At 49.4% G+C, this 21451-nt stretch carries 16 protein-coding genes; 6 read left to right on the top strand and 10 right to left on the bottom strand.

All coding sequences use genetic code 11. The features are described from left to right. Positions 1-119: 119 nt before the first annotated feature. On the bottom strand, positions 120-1091 hold the full coding sequence (locus FOV68_RS20880; RefSeq protein WP_143991483.1) for a ParB family protein: 972 nt from the start codon (positions 1089-1091) through the stop codon (positions 120-122). Then, entirely contained in the window at positions 1088-2290 is a 1203-nt protein-coding gene (locus FOV68_RS20875; protein WP_010256940.1) for an AAA family ATPase, read from the bottom strand. Before FOV68_RS20875 ends, FOV68_RS20880 begins: the two co-directional genes overlap by 4 nt. Before the next feature lie 2010 nt (positions 2291-4300). Here FOV68_RS20875 and FOV68_RS20870 point away from each other — a divergent pair. Then, positions 4301-5374, top strand: coding sequence for a RepB family plasmid replication initiator protein (locus tag FOV68_RS20870; RefSeq protein ID WP_031593098.1), 1074 nt, complete (start codon positions 4301-4303; stop codon positions 5372-5374). A gap of 1363 nt (positions 5375-6737) precedes the next feature. On the opposite strand, the gene FOV68_RS20865 is transcribed toward FOV68_RS20870, so the two are convergent. The 4 genes from FOV68_RS20865 to FOV68_RS20850 all read right to left on the bottom strand — a co-directional run bounded on the left by FOV68_RS20865 (position 6738) and on the right by FOV68_RS20850 (position 11116). Continuing rightward, on the bottom strand, positions 6738-7925 hold the full coding sequence (locus tag FOV68_RS20865) for a diguanylate phosphodiesterase (protein WP_143991482.1): 1188 nt from the start codon (positions 7923-7925) through the stop codon (positions 6738-6740). 251 nt (positions 7926-8176) lie between these two features. After that, on the bottom strand, positions 8177-8386 hold the full coding sequence (locus tag FOV68_RS20860) for a YdgH/BhsA/McbA-like domain containing protein (RefSeq protein WP_143991481.1): 210 nt from the start codon (positions 8384-8386) through the stop codon (positions 8177-8179). A 201-nt stretch (positions 8387-8587) separates the two neighbouring features. After that, on the bottom strand, positions 8588-10372 hold the full coding sequence (locus tag FOV68_RS20855) for a GGDEF and EAL domain-containing protein (protein ID WP_134161885.1): 1785 nt from the start codon (positions 10370-10372) through the stop codon (positions 8588-8590). A gap of 519 nt (positions 10373-10891) precedes the next feature. Continuing rightward, positions 10892-11116: a DUF3606 domain-containing protein gene (locus FOV68_RS20850; protein ID WP_010256955.1), complete on the bottom strand. Its 225-nt coding sequence runs from the start codon at positions 11114-11116 to the stop codon at positions 10892-10894. A 369-nt stretch (positions 11117-11485) separates the two neighbouring features. Here FOV68_RS20850 and FOV68_RS20845 point away from each other — a divergent pair, with 369 nt between their 5' ends. Together FOV68_RS20845 and FOV68_RS20840 are read left to right on the top strand one after the other, a co-directional pair. Then, complete coding sequence (locus FOV68_RS20845; RefSeq protein ID WP_022624236.1) at positions 11486-11725, top strand: hypothetical protein; 240 nt, start codon at positions 11486-11488, stop codon at positions 11723-11725. 175 nt (positions 11726-11900) lie between these two features. Beyond that, complete coding sequence (locus tag FOV68_RS20840; protein WP_039387365.1) at positions 11901-12389, top strand: Hsp20 family protein; 489 nt, start codon at positions 11901-11903, stop codon at positions 12387-12389. 73 nt (positions 12390-12462) lie between these two features. On the opposite strand, the gene FOV68_RS20835 is transcribed toward FOV68_RS20840, so the two are convergent. From FOV68_RS20835 to FOV68_RS20825, 3 genes are all read right to left on the bottom strand, one after another. Next, the gene (locus FOV68_RS20835; RefSeq protein ID WP_143991480.1) at positions 12463-13227 is read right to left on the bottom strand and encodes a MerR family transcriptional regulator; all 765 of its coding nucleotides are present in this window, start codon (positions 13225-13227) and stop codon (positions 12463-12465) included. Between the two features lie 195 nt (positions 13228-13422). Then, complete coding sequence (locus FOV68_RS20830) at positions 13423-13632, bottom strand: CsbD family protein (RefSeq protein ID WP_010256969.1); 210 nt, start codon at positions 13630-13632, stop codon at positions 13423-13425. Between the two features lie 159 nt (positions 13633-13791). After that, entirely contained in the window at positions 13792-15021 is a 1230-nt protein-coding gene (locus FOV68_RS20825; RefSeq protein WP_143991479.1) for a diguanylate phosphodiesterase, read from the bottom strand. Between the two features lie 956 nt (positions 15022-15977). Here FOV68_RS20825 and FOV68_RS24445 point away from each other — a divergent pair. Further along, positions 15978-16211, top strand: coding sequence for a hypothetical protein (locus FOV68_RS24445; RefSeq protein WP_060678836.1), 234 nt, complete (start codon positions 15978-15980; stop codon positions 16209-16211). Positions 16212-16286: 75 nt separating this feature from the next. On the opposite strand, the gene FOV68_RS20815 is transcribed toward FOV68_RS24445, so the two are convergent. Next, positions 16287-16616 (bottom strand): hypothetical protein, encoded by a 330-nt coding sequence (locus tag FOV68_RS20815; RefSeq protein WP_031593089.1) that lies wholly within the window; start codon positions 16614-16616, stop codon positions 16287-16289. Positions 16617-17254: 638 nt separating this feature from the next. Here FOV68_RS20815 and FOV68_RS20810 point away from each other — a divergent pair. Both FOV68_RS20810 and FOV68_RS20805 read left to right on the top strand, forming a co-directional pair. Then, positions 17255-18913, top strand: a complete 1659-nt coding sequence (locus FOV68_RS20810; RefSeq protein WP_143991478.1) for a methyl-accepting chemotaxis protein — start codon at positions 17255-17257, stop codon at positions 18911-18913. Positions 18914-19517: 604 nt separating this feature from the next. Continuing rightward, positions 19518-21443: a methyl-accepting chemotaxis protein gene (locus FOV68_RS20805; RefSeq protein ID WP_143991477.1), complete on the top strand. Its 1926-nt coding sequence runs from the start codon at positions 19518-19520 to the stop codon at positions 21441-21443. Positions 21444-21451 lie beyond the last annotated feature (8 nt).

The raw sequence follows: 21451 nt of genomic DNA, 5'->3' as shown, positions 1-21451 counted from the left end.
ACAGAAGTCGTGATCAGGCGAAGCGATAAGATACGGATTGCACAATCGGGAGGCCGGTGGAGGGAAGAATTAAAAAACCGGCACAGGGGCCGGTTCCGGTATTCAAACCGTAAAGAGAATTATTTTAACGTGGAGAGTATCTGTCTGATCGACGCGTCGATCTGTTCAGCAATCTCTTTTGGCAGACGGCTAAATTCATACTGCACGGTGCGCTTCTCATCATTAGTTTTACGACGCGCGTAGGTGTTAGCAGTGGTAAAGGTAGCCAGCTTTTCCGTCACCGTCTTGCTGACGGGTGCAGTTTTTTTTAACTGACGACGGGCGCTTTTAAAGCCGTTAAGAATCGCGCTCTTTTTCTCATCCGCATTGGCGCTTAGCACGGAATCATTAGCTTTTAGCGTTTGCTTAATATCGCTGACCAGCGCGGTGACATCAACCGCTTCCGCTTTCGCCTCTTCCCAGACATCGAGCAGCAACTGGTAATCCTGAAGTGTCAGCTCAGATACGACCGGAAAGAGTTCGATAAATTCAGCGGGTACGGCTGCGGCCTGGAACGCACGTGAGACCTTGGCGTTTGAGATGCCTTCTGCTTTAGCAATCTCTGTTTTGCTCATGCCATTTTCGTTCATCAGCATAAAGCGCAGGCCTAATTCACGCAGGTTATGCTCTTTTGCTGTCTGAATATCAGCGGCCAGCTGACGCGCATCACTGAGGCTCAGTTCATCAGCGGTGACCAGTACTTCCAGACTGGCACCGGAAAGAATACATGCGGCGCGGCGGCGCGAACCATCCATGATTTCAATCCGGTCACCGTTGACACGACCAATAGCCGGAAAAAATTGCTGCAGCGTAATGGTGCGGGTGATCTCCTGAAGCGATTCCGGCGTCAGCGTGCTCTGATCACGTCCGTTGATTTTTGGGTCAACGCTGGTTCTGGTTTCAATATCATCATGCAGGATTAGCTGGCGCACAAAGGTGGCCTTCGCGCCCGACTTCAGCGTAAATGTGCGCGACTGGCTGCTGCTGTCGATCATGTTTGCGATAGCAGAATCACCAAACTTGCGCCCGATGCGCTGTATAGGTTTGCTCACAGGGTACTCCTGATATATTCAATGCGGTCAAACACAGCCCTTGAGAACTGCTCGGCTTCATATTTAGCTTTGCGCAGAGCGTCCGCACTGCCCGGATAAGAGGAGGGATTGGCACTGATCACCGTATCAAAGGATTCGCCGCAGCGTTCAAATCCATCCAGTCGCGGCAGGCTGCAGTCCAGCATCGATTTAGTAAACACTTCCCTGGCATAGCTTTGCGAAGTCAGGTGATCGTGTTTAGAAGTCATTTTGGACATAAAGCCGATATTGGCTTTAAGCCGGGGTTCAATGCCTTCGGACTCAATACGCTCCAGCATTTCCGGCAGACGCGTCAGATACTTCATGGTGGAGTGGAAATCGACCTGTGCCGGGGGCGTCGGCGTCAGCAGTACATCACTGGCCGCAATTGCATTCAGCATGAATGAATCAAGGTGAGGTCCGGTATCAAGGAAGATAAAATCGTAGTCACCCGCCAGACGATCAATCACGTTACGGCGTAATACTTCCGAAGGCGCAACGCCTGGCAGATGCTCAGCAACCAGCTCTTCCCAGTCGCTTGCAACAAAACCATCGTCGATAGAGGCTGGGATCACATCAACGCCTGGCATGACAGTAGGTTTAATGAATTGCTTACGAAGCTGGTCAGCATCCAGATCGTTCAGCATCGCCTGCGCTGCCGTCTCCAGAACTGAACCGACACTGTTGGTATGACTCAGGAACATCGTGCTTGATGCCTGTGGATCCAGGTCGATAACCAAAATACGCAGGTCATTGTGCAGCATAGAAGGATGTGCACGCATACCGTGGGCCAGCGTGACGGTGCTGACTGTTTTCGAAACACCACCTTTAAGGCTGACAACAAATACGACAAAGGGGCCATCGTGCCGGTCGCGATATTTAGGTACTTTACGATGCTGATAGATGTCGACCACATTCTGGATAGTCAGGGCATATTGTGAGGTGCTGCCGGTCTGTTTTTTCCCAAACTGATAACCTGCTGCTTCCATATCACCAATTGCGGCGACAACAGCATGCTTACTCAGCAATGGCATGTTGGCGACAGCATTGCGGGAGAAGGTCTGGTAAAAACCGGTCTGGTTAAATTCCTGACGCTGCTGCTCAATATGGTTACTCAGTCCATGTAACATGGAATTGGCACGTGTGGCCATTTCCAGCACTCCACCATAATCACGCTTCATAAGCCCCTCTGCGTTAATGTTTTTTGCATACTACACAAAAAGCACATACCTGCCAATTTTTTAGAAAAATGCCAAAAACCTGGATTTTTTCTCCGCGATGGTGAGATGCAAGCAGTATTACTTTTGTGAATCACTGGAAAGTGAATCGCTCTGCTTTTTTGTCTTACAGGCTGGTTGAGACAGAGAACTTAAAATGGCGACACGAAACGAATATTTTAAGGACTAATGATTCGGATCGGTGCATTCCGATTCTGATAAATCATCTGCCAGTCTGCTGATTACTCGTAAACCGTTTTCATGTATTATCAATGGTGTTTTCAGCATGAAAATTCAATAAAAGTTACTATAAATCAGGTAATTACGAGTGAAATAGCCTGGTGATAAATTTCCAGAATTAATGTACTTTCACTCAGTACTTACTCCTGGTGGAGAGTTTTACTCAGAAGCTATTACAGTGTTTTTGAACCTGAAGGAGTAGGCATAACGGTAAAGTGCGCTAGTAATCGTTACTTCTATCAGTGCTAACTTATGATCACTGCTTTTAAATCTATGCCCTTTGATGCCCTGTCATTATTTAGCGGTCATAATCTGTCTCGCTGCTTGTACACATAATGTCAGGCATTTTTTCCGCATAAGACTTTTTAGTGCGGGGCTTAGTCCTGAAAAGATGAGGGTTTAATTCGCTTAACATTTTATGATGTCACGAACCAAAATAATGAAAGAGTAAGACTGCCGATTTAAGAGCAGGAGCAGGGGACAGGATTAAAGCGGCAAGGCTTACAGCAATCTTAATTAGGATAATTCACCATAATGTAACATACCGGACAGTCAGAATTAACGCTCTGCTGTGCTGGATTCAGATCCGGATATTATCTCTTCATCTTCATCTCATTCTTACATGCCTGAAATTGCTTCCTTCGCACTAAGCCTGTTTATAAGCTTTAGTTAGTTTCCGAACGTATTTGTTCTTCCTGTTGTTCTTTCACCGGCGACTTATTAATTTCTTGCGGGAACGTCATTTTAATTTCTCTTTTAGTATGTCTGACAGATTCTGAGCACTGACAAAACAAAGATATTGCGCTAAGTAAGCATCCCCTGGTGTTTTCATCATGAAAATAATAAATAAATCATTATTTATCAAATAGATAGGTGTTTAATGTCATGGTGAGTTCTCTGTATTTTCACTGGCCGCGCTTCAGAGACCTGATTCAAACCTGGTAACCTTATAGATTTAATGGTTATAGGTGTATGCAACATTCCAGTCTTACCTATGCTCTGCGTTAGATCGCTTTGTCCGTAAAAAATCTTCTCAACCGGGCTTCTGGTAAACCACACGTTCAGAACTGAAGGTAAGAATCACTTCTGACCGTGACTCTCAGCTAATTCTTTGTTTGATGTGTTTATCCCCGTTATCCACAGGCCAGATCCAATTGGTCGATCCTCAATAGATCAAATTGAGATCCTTAACAGATCCCTGCAGCGTCTGAAGCCTTGTTACACAAGGCCTGGAAGGGGGCCAGTAACCACTGTAGCGAGAAGAATAACCACTATAATGAGTATAACAACCACTATAGCGAGAAAAGCAACCGCGCTGGCGAGTACTCAACAACCACTATAGCGAGTAAATGGCCTGAATCGGTGTGCATAACCCTGCTTATGTGTAGATGACGGCTTTTTCCAGAGTGCTTGCGATGAAAGACGGAGATCAAGGAAAGGGGGAGGGCGGTGGTTCGACTCTTTTTCAGTCAGTTTTCTCAGGTTATCCACTGAATAGATCCAATAACAGATCCATTTAAGATCCTTATTAAGTTCCCTAAAGATCCCGGCATAGCTTCAGGCCACGGTATGACTGCGTTAAAGCCGGGTAGATAACCACTATAACGAGTAAAACAACCACTGTATCGAGAGAAATAACCACTATGGTAAGTAGATTAACCGCTGTAGTGAGTGATAGTATCCACTGTATCGAGTAACAGCGGCTCTCGCCTGTTCACATCACGGATCTTCCTAATGCCAAGAAAAGAACCAGATATCCTGAACATAGCTGATGCGTTTAGTGAAACAGATAAACGTACAGGTGAAGTTGTTACTCTTACCCCCAACAGTAACAACACCGTCCAGCCGGTAGCATTGATGCGACTCGGTTTATTTGTTCCGACGTTAAAATCCACAGCACGCAGTCAGAAAAACCAGATGAACGCCATGGATGTGACCCAGGATCTTAAACAGTTATCCCTGGTCAGGTCAGAAGGCTATGACAACATCAAGATTCTGGGTGCCCGCCTGGATATGGATAATGATTTCAAAACCTGGGTCGGGATCATTCGTGCTTTCGCTACGCATGAGTGTCTGGGAGACACGGTAACGCTCTCATTCGTTGAATTTGCCAAACTATGCGGCATACCCTCAGTGCGGCTCTCCTCGAAGCTCAGAAGCCGCTTGGACGCTTCGCTGACCCGTATTGCCTCTAACACCCTGACTTTTACCAGTAAGGGCGGAGAGAACTACACGACGCATCTGGTGCAGTCTGCGAAATACAGCATCAAGAAGGACACGGTAACGCTGCAGGCCGATCCCAAGATCTTTGAGCTGTATCAGTTCGACAGAAAGGTTCTGCTGCAGCTTAAAGCCATCAATGAGCTGGCACGCAAAGAGTCTGCTCAGGCGCTCTACACCTTCATTGAAAGCCTTCCGCCAAAGCCTGCGCCGATATCTATGGCGCGTCTGCGCGCCAGACTTAATCTGACCTCGCGCGTGATAACGCAGAATGCCACCGTCAGAAAGGCCATGGAGCAGTTGAAAGAGATCGGCTATCTCGACTATACCGAAACCCGACGTGGTTCATCAGTCTACTTCTGGGTTCATTACCGTCATCCTAAACTGCGTCCGGCCGAACTGCCGCTCAGTAAGTCAGGCCTGATCGATGATGAGATGGATGAGTTTGACGATCTTGATATCGATTCCGACGTAATTGACGTCACCCTGCCTGAACCGGTGATTGAAGAGGATAGCAGTGAGCTGGTGATGGTCTCGCGTGAGGAAAAAGAGCTGCTGAACAAAATCAGGAAGCAGAAGAAGCAATGACCCGGTTTTTGCAAACATGTACTCCGCTTTCAACCTCTTATCGGGAACGCCGGGCTGAAAGGCAATAACCACTGTAGCGAGTAACGTTACTCACTATAGTGGTTGCCAGCCCGTCAGCAACATACGTAACGCCTGTCTGAACAGGGTTAATCGCGCTATTACTCACTCCCCATCGGCAGGGCCTGAATTGAGCCCGGTGCTGTGTTTACTCTCTATAGTGGTTATTCTCTCCCGGAAGAGCGGTCTCAAAGAGCGTAACAGCCAGAATGATCCCATCTTTACTCGCTATAGTGGTTATCCACCTGATCACGGCACATAATGCACGCCAGACATGATGTATTCACGCAGGCTGTGCAGTGAAATTGGTGTTATTACTCTACTCGCTATAGTGGTTATCTCCTCCGTTACCGCGCTTTTTCAGCTCCCTTTCGTCCAATAAGGGTGAGTAAACTACACGCTACAGTGGTTATCAGGTTGTTTTATCGCTAAAGCGGTCAGTTAATGATCAGATGTTGACGCTGGGGAATGAGATATTCTCGCTACAGTGGTTGTTAATTGGGAGCAGAAATGGGGAGCTTACTCGCTATAGTGGTTGTTATTGTCACTGGCCTATGCTCGATATAGTGGTTATCTTAAATATAGTAAGCACTCACTATCAATTTATATATTGTCAGTAAAAGACTTCCTGTTAAATTGCCAAATGCCCACACCTATAGATGGTTACTCGCCACAGCCGTTAAACAATGTGGCGTGCTTCAGGTTTTTGCAGCCACAGAGCTCAACTTTCTTCTCAAAGCGTTTCTGCCAGGCCGTACGCAGGGCGGTTTGTGTAATCAAGGGTCAAGATTCATTGTTGAGAGGGAGATCGGGTTTTTACTCGCTATAGTGGTTATGACTAAGTGAAACCGTACCTGGAGTACCTGAAACACTGGGTAATGCGCCTTCGCGCTGCAATTCATAAGGACGAATGACAATTTACTTGCTCCGTTTACTCGCTACAGTGGTTTCCGAATCCTGAATATCGTTACTTTACTCGCTACAGTGGATAGGTGATGAAGTTTGATCCTAAAAATGAATCCGCAGCCACTGATTTGCTCAGTGGAAGAGTTAAACAGGTAACTTTACTCGCTACAGTGGTTACCCAATAGAGCTAAGCCAGAATGAGTGCAGAGGTTAAGGTATGACCGGAACCTGCAGTTAGGCGCTGCTGTTATTGCTGTCGCAAGAACGGGTCCGATGGGGGCGCGGGGGAGGGGAGATGTTTAATGGGACCGCTGCGGCTCTGATACTGCCGCGCAGGGCATCGGTGAAGAAAGCGGCCTCGCAATGACGTACCGCTTTATCACCATCGGGACAGAGAGTGTTACATCGCCTCACGGTATTCCGGCCAGGCAACGGATTGTGCTTCATAGCGCCCCGCGGCTGCGAACAGCGTGCCCTGGAAGTTGATCACGCCTGCAGCCTCCAGCCACATCCACTCTTCTGCCTGTACGATCCCTGCCGCGATGACGGTAATTTCGAGTGCTGAACAGCATTTAATAATCGCCTGAACCACCGCCTGCTTTGGCCCACTGCGATGAACGTCGCGGGTGATACCGGCATCAATACGAATGCGGTCGGGCTGAATGTGAGTCAGCAAGGACAATCCCGCGGAGCCGTCACCAAAATTGTCGATCGACAGACTGATTCCGACTGCTTTTAGCGCGCGTACGGCATCAGAGAACGCTTCCAGCTGCGAGATCACTGCGGTTTCACTTACGCCAACTACAACCTGCTCAGGAACCAGTCCCGCCTGCTGAATAGCGGTCACAATATGATCAACGGCATCGGGTATCACCACCAGCGTCATAGGCAGCAGGCTGACGTACAGTGTCATACCGTCCGGGCAGACCAGGCCAGCGTGGGAAAACGTCTTTTTCACGGTTTCCAGATCGTTAACATAAAGCTGATCGCCTGAGGTTTCGTCGGCGGGAGCAGGCCGCAGGGTGGTCGCTTCAATCGCTGTAACCTGACGAGCGAGGGGATCCACCACCGGGCGAAAGCTGACGCCTTCTGTCTCCGGACGGGAATCCGGCACATCATTGTGCTCAGAAATAAACTCCCAGTAACCCGGCGGGAGGACCTCGTAGTAGTTCTCTTTCTCGCGAGACTCTACAAACGTGCGCAGGAATTGCAGTGCCCGATCATCATAGGTGAGGCGATATTTGGACGTCCCTTTATCCAGCACTGCCTGCAGGAGCGACGAGCGATCGTGTTCACGCAGGTCAAAGAGGGCCATGCCCGCATTACCAAATCGGCGGTAAGGCGCATAGTCGCGCATCAGCTCCACCACATTGTGGTGCCGTCGATCTGCACAAATTCTCTGATAGACTGCCTGAATGCCCGCTTCCGGACCCTCAAGTAATTGAAAAAAATGGGTGCCGTTAAATAATAAGATGCCGGTCACGTCGTGAGCCGCATTTATTTTGCTGGCGTTGTCGACCATCGCGGGCAGAGTTCTGATGGGAAAGTCATCTGAAATATGGCTGCGGTATATTATGGTAGTCAGCATGTGCAGCTCCGTTTTATAAGATTGTTGCGCACACGCTAGCATTGTTCAAAAAATGTTTCATCTCTACTTATTCACTGCCGCACAGACTGCACCTCGGCAGGTGGCAGTAAGCGAAGCGGCAAATTACGGGGCACGGTTTCAACAATCGTAATGGGATCAGAGATGCTGAACCTGAGCAGACGAACTTATGCTTCCTGCATAATAAAAAAGGCCGCCGTAATGGCAGCCTCATCGTATTGAAGGAGTAAATGTTATTTGATCAGTTCAGCGGAGACATAAGCACGATTATCAACGCGTGCGCCGGTAATTTTATAGGATGCACCTGCATCTTTGGCCTGTGCCGCGACTTTCGCTTCAGCAGCATCCAGGGTAGAAGCGGTAGCGGTAATAGTCTGGGCAAAACTACCGAATGAAATCAGAGAGAGTGCAACAACAGCAACGAAAGTTTTGATGGATTTCATGGTCAATTCCTTAGCGTATTTCAGTCAGGCAGAGGCGTTTTTCCTCGATGTAATGAATGATAGGCGCGATCTCGCCAGACTGATATAGCTAACTTTTGCTGATATTGATCAAATATTTTGAATTAGAATCATAGGAGGATATCAGAGCTCGATCTGCTCACTGAAAACGCAATCTGATATCAGATTGCGCCTGCTCCAGTTTTAATGACACTCGCCACGCAGCTTCCAGTGCAGCCAGTGATCCAATGCTTCTTCGTTCAACGGCTTCGAATAGAAATAGCCCTGAGCCTGATCGCAGCCATATTCGGTCAGGGATGTTACTGCATCCGGACACTCAACCCCTTCTGCCACTACGGTATAGTCCAGCTCTTTAAGCATGGCGATGATGCTGCGTGCAATGATACGTGAAGCCGTGTCAGAGGAAAGCTCACTGATCAGGGAACGATCCAGCTTAATCACATCAAGCGGCATGCGACGCAGATAACTGATATTGCTGTAGCCGGAACCGAAATCATCGAGTGAAATAGTGAATCCTCGTGCTCTGAGCATCTCCAGCCCGCGCAGGGCGGTCGGGCTTTCAAGGATACGTTCGGTTTCCAGACATTCGATTCCCAGCAGAGAGGTCGGGAGCTTAGATTTGACCATCTTACTTTCCAGCGCTGAAGCGAACCCCTCGCGCGCAAAGTCACGTACGCTGACGTTTATCGTTAGCGGCAGCTGGATGCAGTTATTCCTCAACCGGCTGAGGCGCTCAACCGCCCGATCGATAATCCAGGCAGTCAGTACAGAGAGCAGATCGGTCTGCTCAGCCAGCGGGATAAAGGCAGCAGGAGAAAGTTCGCCCCGGCTGGGATGTTGCCAGCGGATAAGCGCTTCCAGACCCACGGGTTTACCACTTTGCAGGCAAATTTTCGGCTGATAGACCATATATAGCCCGGTGTTCTCGCGTAACGCCGTTTTAAGATCGGTCATCAGCAGGAAATCTTCTGAACGCTGCGTTTCGGCCTCAGCGTCAAAGCGCTGAGAGGGCAGCCCACGGCCGACCGCTTCATGCAGCGCACTGACCGCACGGCCTAATATTTCAGACGCTGGCATGCTGCCAGCGACAAAGTCAGCCTCACCGGTATGGGGAGTCAGCGCGACCGACAGACCTTCATCCATATCCGCACTGATGCCTTCCAGACGACCGGCTACCCAGGCTGCACTGAGTCGGCTATCCGCTCGGGTCAGGATAGCAAAGCGGCCGGTGGCCACCGTATAGATCATCTCCCCAACCGCTGGACGCAGGCGCAGCGGCAGCAGAGTGGCCATATCTTTCAGCAGGCTCTCAACCGGGCTCATTCCCATGGTGCGGGCCAGTTCATAAGCACGCGACATATCAATGCAATCAATCAGAACCAGACGGCGTGGCGTGGTATCGCCGGCAACGGCAAGATATTGCAAATCACGTATCAGGCGCTGACGGTTAGGCAGCCCGGTCACCGGATCGGTAAAACCCGCCGAGTGCCAGGCTTCAAGAAAGGACATTACCAGCGTAGAGAGCAGCGTTAATGTCGTCACCTGGTCACTGGGAAACGCATGTGGCTCGGTGTCGGTCACACATAGTGTTCCCAGAATAATGCCATCGCGTGTTTTCAGTGGCACACCGACATAAAAGCGGATAAAGGGTGCGCCAGTGATCAGGGGATGCGTGACAAAACGCGCATCGTAATAAGTATCAGGGACGATTACCGCACTGTCGCTATCAACCACGTGGCGACAAAGTGAATCCGCACGCTTTGAGCGTTGCAGATCAAAATTGTGTGATGCCCGAACGGTCTGGAACTCGTCATCCAGCACCGATATAAAGCTGCCCGGGATACCCAGGGCCTGACTGGCTAACCGGACAAATTTCCGGAGAACTTCATCGCGGCTTTCATCAGGGTCGCGCAACGCCTGTAAGGCGCGGCTGCGGCGCTCATTGTCGCCGTTTAAATTGTTTAACATGTGTGTAGAACCCCCGCACCGGCTGATTACGGAGCGAAAAAAGAAAACTGTCCGGAGCGAAATGTGATTCGGGCGGCAGGAAATATGGCGTGATTTTTATTTTCACCCGGATGATAAGGGACTATGCAGCGGGTGTCTCTTAATATTTTCTTTAACGCATTAAAGGGGTTGTTACGATTCGAAAATTTAATCGAAGATGCGCCTGATTATTTACATTTGTTCATTTTATATAGCCAGGAGAGGGTTTTTACGGTTGTTAATGTTTATTTTCCGTCAGGAGATGAATAAGCATTCAGGGTGGTTAATGTTATTTCTAAGTCAGTTTTACAGTGAAACAGGTCTGCAGCCAGAGACGGATCGCTATCCGCTGGTTGATAAGGGAGGTAACCTATTAAAACTCAAGGTAAAAGCCCGAAAAGATGAAGACCGGCAGATATGACCTGTCAGTGTACTCCTGACTGCTATAGGTCAATCTACCGCAAGACCGCCAGTAACGCGTCGCTTCAGACAGTAATCAGTTTAACCTTTCATGCCGTGTGTGAATTGTGTCGGACGACGTGGCGGCGGGTTTTGCTCCAGCCAGTCACGTACCTGTTCGGTCCGCGGCCCTCGCTCGCGGATCGCGCGTGTCAGCCTTTCCTGTGTCGTCCTCAGTTCCTGGGTCCAGTAGGTGATTTGCCACTGTTCACGAATTTCCACCTGCGACAGATCGTCGGGCGAGCGACGCTGGATAGGATTTTTCATTTATTATCCTCCTCTTTTTCAATGATGCTGCCTGAACATGACCCTCAGGCTATACATCTATCCTGATGAAGAAAGGGAGATTGAGGTAGCGGATTAATCCCTGAATGGCTCTTAAGGCAAATAACAGGATAATTCCTGGCTGGAGGAATAAAGCACTCTATGGAAATAGAAAAGTCTCTGTCAGGACAAAATATACCGCTTCGCTTATAAAAAAATCATGCATGATTTTTAACTCTGAAATTTGACATTTATTTAAAATAGTCAATTATTCTCTGGTCTTTTCGTTCTGGCCGCTCTCAGGTCGCTTCGCTTTTATTGATGGCGAAGCGCTGTGCCTTTGCGGTTTAATCATGTTTAAGGAGTCTTTGTTTGGTGAATCGTCCCCCCAGGCCGCCTGTGGTCGTCCAGAGTAATGTACGTGAACTTCGTCTTGCCGCCGGGCTCTCACAGCAGAGCGCTGCTGAGCGTTTTGACCTTAGCCTGCGCGTCTGGCAAACCAAAGAAGCCGCAGGTAACCCGACATTATTAAGTCAGGGAGAATATGAGTTGCTGTTATTACTGGCTGGCTGTCATCCCCATTTTGCTCTTGCACCTCAGAGCAAAAAGTAACGGTTGCGTTAATATCCTGAAATTTATTGCTGTGGTAACCGGCTGTCTGATAACGGTAAAAAAATTATATTTACCGACTTGAAAGCTGACAACTGATCCCTATTTATGGAGATGATCGGAAATATGAACCCGATCAGATGAACTTTTGGATGAACCTGTTCAGGAGATTATCACCATGTCAGTACAACAATTTTCAGTGTTCCCTTCGCTGGCTGATTCTGTCTTTTCAGACCGCTTTAACCGCATCGATAAATTGTTCAGTCAGCTTACTGGCGACAGCCCGGTAACGTCGGTTCCCGCTTACGATCTGCAGCGGGTAGAGGATAATCGCTATGCGTTGACCGTCAGCGTACCTGGCTGGAAAGAGCATGAACTGGAGATCGAGTTACGAGGCGGACGGCTTTCAGTGGCCGGTCACAGAGAGAAATCGTCCCAGGAAGCGTCTGGCGAGGGCCGGGAAGAGAACACCAGCTGGATCCACCGCGGCATTTCCCGACACGATTTCCAGCTGAGCTTTTCCATTCCAGAGCACATGAAGGTCACCGGAGCCAGCCTGGCGGAAGGTCTGCTTAGCATTGATCTGATCCAGGAAATACCGGAGAGCGAGAAACCGCGCCGTATCCCGATTGCGATCGGCGGTCAGCGTACCCTTGAACATCAGTAATATGAACAGGGCGGAAACGGCACAGGCTGTTTCCGCCTTTTTAATCGCTGGCAGGTAAGAAAGTCAAAAAAGTTCAGGCGCTGGCAGCCATAAGGCTGATTTGCGACGGTAAGCCGGTATTCGTTCCGGTCAGCATGATCGGTTCACCCGCCTCAAGACTGGAGTGAAATGCAGCCTTCATCGATGCGCTGATACCATCACCACACCACATCAGATGATGCTCAAAGCGGCGTTGCGCCACGGCGGGAATACCTGACGCATCTGCTGCAACTTCAACCCGAAAGCCCTGTCCGTTAAGCCGTATCGCTTCCATCCAGATCTCGGTTTCATCTGTGACGCTGACTGCTTCAAGAAACAGCGGTACGGTGCTGCGTCGTTGTGAGGCCAGCGCCAGGCGCTCCCACTGACTGACTACCGCTGAATGAAAACGCTGCTGTCGCCACGCCGCACCTTCGCTGAGGTCAGTGCGCAGCCAGAGGTTGAGCGGTCGCAGGTAGCGATTAACATAATCATCACCACAATAGTCGGTATTCATCATCTGTAGTTCGCGATCAATATCTGCGTCCGTATTGTGCGCCAGCAGATGCAACATATCCTCTTCCCGACAGGCCCAGCCGCCAGGCAGCGTAACGCTGGACCAGTTTAGCGCAGTATGGATATCAAAGAGCGTATGACCCCCTGAGGTCATTTCACGCACACAGAGCGCACGCGTAAGCTGATTATCTGAGTAGCCAGCAGGACCAGGCGGCGTTAACAGTCCGGCACGGCGCCAGCGGCGCAGAGTTTCAGGAAGAACACCGACGAGACCACATACGGTGTCAGTAGAGTGCTGGGGCATAATTGATATCCGGAAGGCATTGAGATCCCATGAACAGGGAAGATGACGCAGTATGCGCGTCAGGAATAAATAAAGAAACAATCATTTCCATAATCTGCCGGTGTATCGGGTGCAGAGATGGCAGTGGGTGAGAGGGATTAAACAGGTCTACAGGGCAGGTGCCGGACGCAGGGACGCCCGGCGATTAAGAACGCGTTACCAGTGGTACTTGTTGGAATCTTCCCACTCTTTCACTTCTTTTTCGGCACGATCTTTCTCGTAGCCGTAGCGTTCCTGAATTTTACCGACCAGCTGATCGCGCTTCCCTTCTACAACGGTCATATCATCATCCGTAAGATCACCCCATTTTTCCTTAACTTTACCTTTGAACTGCTTCCAGTTACCGCCAATGCGATCTTCGTTCATGATGACTCTCCCATTTCCGGTTGTTGTCCAGTGACCTGATGAATATCTGTGTTGCCTGAAGGCTGTCAGATGAATCAAGCATGGCACAGCTTTTGCCTTTTGCAGCGAAGCGGTGTGAGCCGCATCAAATTATGGGCAAAAGGGCAGGAAAGGGAGTGATCACGGCGAGGGCGATTCCGGGCGTCGTGCTGGCCAGCTTACTGCAGGCAGGGCATTGAGAGCTGGACGGGCAAACAAAAAGCCCTGGTAATAGCGTACCCCGGCACCTTCCAGCCAGAGCCACTCTTCAATTTTTTCAACCCCTTCCGCAATGACCGTAATTTCCAGCGCCTGACAGCATTTAATGATGGCCATCACTATCGCCTGACGCGGGCCACTGCGGTGGATATCGGTGATTAGCTTGCGATCGATTTTAACTTTGTCGGGCTGGAAATCGGCTAACAGCGACAGGCCAGCGAAACCGGCGCCAAAATCGTCGAGCGCCAGGCTGATCCCGGCCGCTTTCAGCTGCTGGACAGCAAACTGGAATGCGTCGAAGCGCGAGATGATCTCATCTTCGGTCACTTCAACCACCACCTGCTCTGGTCGCAATCCCTGCTGCCTGATCTGCTGGATAAGATGTTCAACAGCATTATCGATTACCACCAGCGACATGGGCAGCAGGTTGACGGAGAGTGTCTGCTCGCGCAACCCCAGATGCCTGGCCAGCTGGAAAGCGTAGGTTTTAGAGTGCAGATCGCCCTGGTAGCGCTCGCTTTCTGGCAACTGTGAAAAGTAATCAGCGGGTGATGCGCCGTGCTGACCACGTATTAAGGCTTCACAGGAGACAATCCGGCGATTCGCTGTATCCACGATAGGCTGTAAAGCAAATTCACAACGCTGACCCGGTGCCGGTTGCCAGGCTGGCTGAGTTTCGGAGGTGACTGGCGTTGTCAGCGTCCACTGACTGGCAGGATCAATTTTGATAAACGTCTCTTTATCCCGCCCCTCGACGAAAGAACGCAGGAACTTTACCACCCGGTCATCTCTGATCCGTTCATCACTCAGTGTGACCCGCTTAAGCAGGGCATCCACTACGGTGTGTTTCTGATAATCACGTAAATCAAACAAGGCCATACCGGCATGACCGAAGCGACGCGCAGGGGCGTAATCCCGCATCAGCTCAATCAGGTTAAAATGCCGCTCATCCTGACTGATACGCTGGAAAACTGTGTGAACGTTGTCGATGCTACCCTCCAGCACCTGAAAAAAGTGTTGACCGTCATAGAGCAGTATCCCGGTGACTTCAGCCTCGGCATTTTTGATACTGGCGCGCTCCACCAGCGCTTTCAATCTCTCTGGCGAGACAGAACCCGCAAGCTGGCTACGGTAAATAAGGGTGGAGAGCATAATCAGACTCACGTGGCAAAAGTTACTGATTAAACATATCACAGAAATATTGCCGGTTAAGGGCACAACTGCGACCATTATGCCGTTATATTTGCAGCATTAATTTAATCGTAGATTCAGGTAGTACGACAGGATTCGACAATCAGGACATCAGATGGCGGTGCGGCAATAACCGGGCATAGAAATGACTGGAAAAGAAAAGCCCCCGCAAAAGCGGGAGCGAACAGCAGATATAGCGCATTATTATAACGTTACAGCATCCCTGGTGAGGCGCTGGTCAATCTGATATTGCCAGATTATTACGCACTTTTTACTCTCTTTACCATGTCATTCTGGCGAGGTTTTTAAGCGGGTAAAAATCCGTTTATTTGCTAATCCGGAAAATTGTTTTCAGATTCAATCCGCTGTTTCAGGCTTCTGCTGATGTCCGCACCGCCAATGAATTATCAGCTTACAAATCAACCACTTTTCCAGACACGCCTTTAACGTCATCAGCACAGTAGTCCGCAACGCATGAACGTTGCCGGTCTGCAGAGACAATCAGAAGTGGGTATCTGCGTTATCTGAAAAAAGTGCCCCCTGTAAAGGGGGCAAGGGTAGGAGTCAGATCGCTCTGTAAAAGAAGTGGATTTCATCACAGAGCCATTTAAAGATAGGGCAAAAACCATGTTTATGCCGCTACGGTTAACTCTTTTTTTAGTTAGATATCAAATAATTAAAACGCTAACAATGTTTAATGACTCTAAAAATCAACACCTTAATCCGAAATGAAAACGATTTCTAAGATTAGGATTAAAGTCCTGTTTCGGCTGCTGCTTCTGCTATAAATGGCCACAATTAAGCCATTGCTTAGCGATCTGAGAGTGGTACACAGAGCAGGCTTGACCGTTTAAAAGAATAATCGTACTGTTCATGCATACAGTATTTTGTCGGTTGAGAGCAGGTGTGGGGTAGAGATGTCACAGGATGATGAGGTCTGGTCAGCATTCAGAGAGGCGATGAGGCGGGATGATACCGGTCAGTGCACAGTGAGTACCCGGGATTTTGTGGCTGAACTGGAACAACGCAACTCACCTCACACGCTTCGGGCCGCGAATACGTGGATAGAGATGCATATCACGACTTTCAGTGATATCTCAATTGAGCCCGGGGAATGTCGGCTGTTCCAGGTGCCTGCGGCGCGTGATTAAAACGTGCCGCAGCGCAGACAGGATAATAAAGCGTTTCAGCCTGCCCGCTGTAACAGGTTCAGGCTGAAGCAGGCATCAGAGCCTGGATGTGTTCCGACGCATGTCAGACCGATCCTGGAATTTAGGATTCGCGGGGTAGCTCTTCTCGCACGCCATGCGCGCCAGATTCAATGCGACTTTGCGTTTTTTAAGCTTTAACTTCGGCAACCACTCTTTGAACTGTGCCGTTAGCGACGCTGCCTGCTGCTCGTTGGTGACACGACAGATAAACAGCTTGCTCTTGGTCTGACGACTGACATCAATGGCATAGATCTCTACACCTGCGCTGCACACTTCATATTCAACATCCGTAAACTGCATGTGTGGCCAAAGACCGGTTCTGGTTTCAAATGTGGCTAAATCCATGACGACTACCTTTTTTTATTTTAAGCGTTATTGCTACCCAACAGACTAAAGCCTGGTCGGGCCAGTGAGCATAGACCAGATTCAGCATTCCGCCAGCGATTTCACTGATTAAATCTGGCCCTGACACAAAAGGTTAAAATCTGATATGGACGCCTGTTATCCGACAGGTAGCAAGTTACCCTCCTATCAGAAAATCTGATGACAGACTGTCATGCTGTTTTTTTACCCTTCAGCTCTTCAGCTTTACAACCCCTGCCGTTGCTGCTTCTGTCACGGCATCTCACAAAATTTATTGCCTTCTCTTTACAATTAACATCATCAGAACTGTTGAATTAGCGAGCTAATTATCAGATCCCAATGAATGACTGCTGCCGCTTCATTGTGACCATCCGGCAGTGGAAAACTTCTGACAGCCCATCTGGTAAATTTATCGCAGATGATGAGATGTAAAAGGGCGTGTCAAAATAAAAATTAACTAATGCCAGAATAGTTTTTTCTGTAGTTCACTCTGTGCCATTCGCAAGGAAAAATAAAAAAATATATTCGCCATGCTTAATTAAAGCCCTGCAGACAAAAGCCGATAAGAACGATCCAACTTTGAATTATGTCCAGATTATTCTTTTTTGCCGGGGGCAAGTATGACTATTACACAACGTCTGGTATTGATTTTCTCACTGCTTGCAATGTCACTGATTGCACTGGTGATTATCTCTTTATCAGTGATTTCGGGCTTTCAATCCCGCTTTGAATATGTACAGATGAACGCGATACCCAGCATTCGCGATATCAATAAATCGATCAGCGTCACCAACCAGTTGGGTATTGCGCTTTATCGCCACCACAGCACCAGTGATGCGACAAAATTCCCTGCTGCGGAACAGCACATTGAAAATCTGCTTACACAGATTAAGTCGCTCAATGATTACTACATGGCTAACGACATTTCGAACGATGAAGACAAAGCGATGACGGAACAGGCCTATAAAAATCTGGATGCGGTCCGCAGCGCATTGCCGGCATTTCTTGCCGCCTCACGCGCCCATAATGATGCTGTCACGCTGCCGTTATTGCAGAGTGAGGGCGGTATTGGTGCCGCAGCCCGTAAGATGGAAGCGGATTTCACCCGTCAGATTCAGTTTAATATCGATATTGGCGAACAGCTCAGGGCGGAGAACAAGCGCGTTTATAGCCAGACCCTGTGGGCGATGTCTGGCGGATCGCTGCTGCTTATTCTGATACTGGCCGGTTTCTCCGCTAAGGTGATTCTTGGCATCAAAAAGAGCCTTTCAGGCATGGTCAATACCATGACGCAGGTGAGTCATACCCTCGACCTGACTCATACCGCGGAGGTCCGCAGTAAGGATGAGATCGGCAAAACGGCGATGGCATTTAATCAGCTGCTGGCGCGCGTCTCCGGCACGCTGCTCTCTGTCAATCACGCCGCGCAATCAGTCAGTACCGGATCAACGCAGATTGCCGCAGGCAACGAAGATCTCTCTGCACGTACGGAAGAACAGGCGGCTTCACTGGAGCAAACCTCAGCCAGCATGGCGACACTGAGCGAAACGGTGCGACAGAACTCAGAAGGTGCGCAACAGGCCAGCAGCCTGGCAAATAACGCGAATCACATGTCAATCCAGAATGGGACGGCGGTGAAGCAGATGCTCAGCACCATGGATGAAATCCGCGCCAGCTCTGCCAAAATCTCTGAAATTACCGGACTGATTGAAGGCATCGCGTTTCAGACCAATATTCTGGCGCTGAATGCGGCAGTCGAAGCAGCGCGTGCGGGCGAGCATGGTCGCGGCTTCGCCGTTGTTGCCTCTGAAGTGCGCAATCTGGCGCAGCGCTCCTCTTCTGCCGCCCGTGAAATTAAGGATCTTATCTCAACATCGGTTTCACAGGTCGAGCACGGTTTAGAGCAGGCCAGCGGCGTTGGATCTAATAGTGAAAATGTCCGTCAGGCGATTCAGCAGGTGGCCGATCTGGTCAATGAGATTGCGGCGGCTACCTCTGAGCAGAGCAAAGGCATTGAACAGGTTCATCAGGCTATCGGTCAGATGGATGAAGTGACGCAACAGAACGCCTCGCTGGTGGAAGAGGCCTCATCCGCCTCTAAGTCGCTGCAGGAGCAGGCAGAAACGCTGTCGGGACTGGTGGCGACCTTTAAGCTGGAAAGCAATCACAGTGCAGTGCAGTCGCAGCAGACCGCTGCAGTACGGCGTCCGGTATTACACACAAAGCAGCCTGAGCACCAGACCATCGACCTGACTAAGGCGAACTGGGAAAGTTTTTAATGGTTGAGCAGTAACTTAAGGGCCTCCACAATGTGGGGGCTTTTTTTTATCTTAAATCAGAATAAATAAAACGGCTTTTCCTGAAATAAATATAATATGAAATCGATTTCATTATAAAAGCGCAGGTAACTCTTTAGGGTTGTAAGGTTTAAATTGAAATTGGCCGGGCGTGGATATTTGTTTTGGCAGTCTGGTGGTAATGAGTCAGATACAGGCAGGATGTCAGTTATCGGCTATTCATGACGTAACTTGAATTTCTTTATTTTCAAAACAACAACGCTGAAGTCAGGCTCGAGGCTTAATGTTTTATGTGTAGTGATTTTATTTTAATATATTGATTTATAAAATAATTATTACAATTTGGCTTAGGTTAATATTGAAGTAAATATTGTCATTTTATTCACTGTAAAATAACGCAGCGCAATCTATACTCCCTTCCGTGTTAAATGTACTTCTGATTTTTTATACGAAACTCCTTTCTTCATAGCGACATTGTGCTGCATGAGGCATCTCTGGCTATGTAAAAGAAATGGTAAAAATAATATTACGAAAGCTATTTCGTGCGCTACACACCTGCACGCCTCACACATCAGAGCGGAAAAGAATGAAAAAAATACTCGATCAGATTAATTTGCCAGCGAAATTCCTGTTACTGGGATCCTTTGCGCTGGTGCTGTTTATTTTACCCACCTTTCTGTTTATTCAGACGGGCAACCAGCTTATCGATACAAAGAAAGTTGAGCTCACCGGAATTCCGGTTGAGAAAAAAGTCCTTCAGTTACTTAACCTGCTACAGCGTCATCGGGCTGAAAGCGCAATCGCAATTGGCCAGAACAAACCAGATAACCCGCCGCGTATGGCATTAGTGACCCAGATTAATAGTCTGTCTGAGAGCATTGTTGCCGATTTGCGCCAAAGCGATGAGCAGGCGCAGCCATTAAAGCGCCTTGAGCAGGTTAATCAGGAGTGGCGTCAGTTACAGGAGGACCTCAATGGCGGCCGACTGACGCTGGCGAGCAGCCTGACGAATCACACTCATCTGATTCAGGTGCTGCTGGACACCAATCAGGATGTGCTGGATTTTTATCAACTTTCACTGGATGCCGATTTAAATACCTACCAGCTGATCGTGAGTATCTTTAGTCGCCTGCCGCTGCTCACTGAAACGCTGGGTCAGATTCGCGGCAATGGTGCCTCGCTGATTGCCAGCGGTAAAGCATCTGATGCCGAGCGTAGTCGTCTGGCATTTCAGCTTGATAATGGCAAAACGGCACTGTCGCAGTTCAGCAGCAATATGGATAAGGTGTTTATGATTGAACCGGATCTCAAAGCGACCTTTGGTGATCTGGCGCAGAATGCGAAACAGCAGGCCCTGAGTGCATTGCAACTGGCTGAAGGCGCTATCGTAACCGGACAGGTCAGCATTACGCCGGTTGAATATGTGCGGGTCTTAACTGAGGCGATCAACCGCTACGGCATGCTGGGTAACCAGAGCAGCGATCGACTGCAGGAATTACTGCTATCTCAAATTGATGAGCGTCGTCAGGGACAGTATCTGTTACTGGCAGGTCTGTTTGCCGTCGCGTTGCTGGCCATTCTGCTGGCCGTCATGATCACCCGTTCAGTGACCCGGCCGGTTAAAGAAGCGGTCGAAGTTGCCAGCCGTGTCGCGGCAGGTGATCTGACGGCACAGCTGACCGTTTCCGGCAGCAATGAGATGTCTGAGCTTCTGAATGCACTGATGCGGATGCAGCAGCGTCTTGCTCAGCTGGTGTCGGATATCAAAGGTAACGCGGCCACCATCGCCAACTCCTCAGAAGAGATTGCTCGTGGCAATGGCGATCTGTCGTCACGCACCGAGCAACAGGCGGCTTCACTGGCTGAAACGGCTGCCAGTATGGAGCAGCTGGCGGCAATCATTCAGCAAAACGCGGATAACACGCGCTTTGCCTCTGCCCGTGCAGAGTCTGCCACGCAGGCTGCACTCTCCAGTGGTGCAGCAATGGATTCGGTGATGGAGACCATGCACAAAATTCGTGGCAGCTCAGGTAAAATTGAAGAGATTACATCGGTGATCGATAGTATCGCCTTCCAGACCAACATTCTGGCACTGAATGCGGCCGTGGAAGCGGCACGCGCCGGTGAGCAGGGTAAAGGTTTTGCGGTTGTTGCATCGGAAGTGCGGGCACTGGCACAACGTTCAGCCAGTGCAGCTAAAGAGATCAAGGGTCTGATTGAGCAGTCGGTCGGCCACGCGCAGGAAGGGATCGCCATGGCGCAGAACGCAGGCGATAAGGTGAAACAGAGCGTCAGCGCCATTGAACAGACCTCTCAGCTGATGCGCGACATCACTTCTTCATCCGAAGAGCAGAGCAGTGGTATCTCGCAGGTCAATATCGCGGTAAACCAGATGGATCAGGTGACGCAGCAGAACGCCGTGCTGGTAGAAGAGTCGGCCTCCTCAGCTGATGAACTCGCCGCGCGTGCAGGGCAGTTACGTACGATGGTTGCGGTGTTCCAGACTGCATAATGATGTTA

This window comes from Pantoea sp. paga (assembly GCF_007558755.1).
In the GTDB taxonomy this organism is placed as follows: Bacteria; Pseudomonadota; Gammaproteobacteria; order Enterobacterales; family Enterobacteriaceae; genus Pantoea; species Pantoea agglomerans.
Note: the sequence above shows the minus strand (reverse complement) of the source record. Positions and strands in the feature narration are given on the sequence as shown.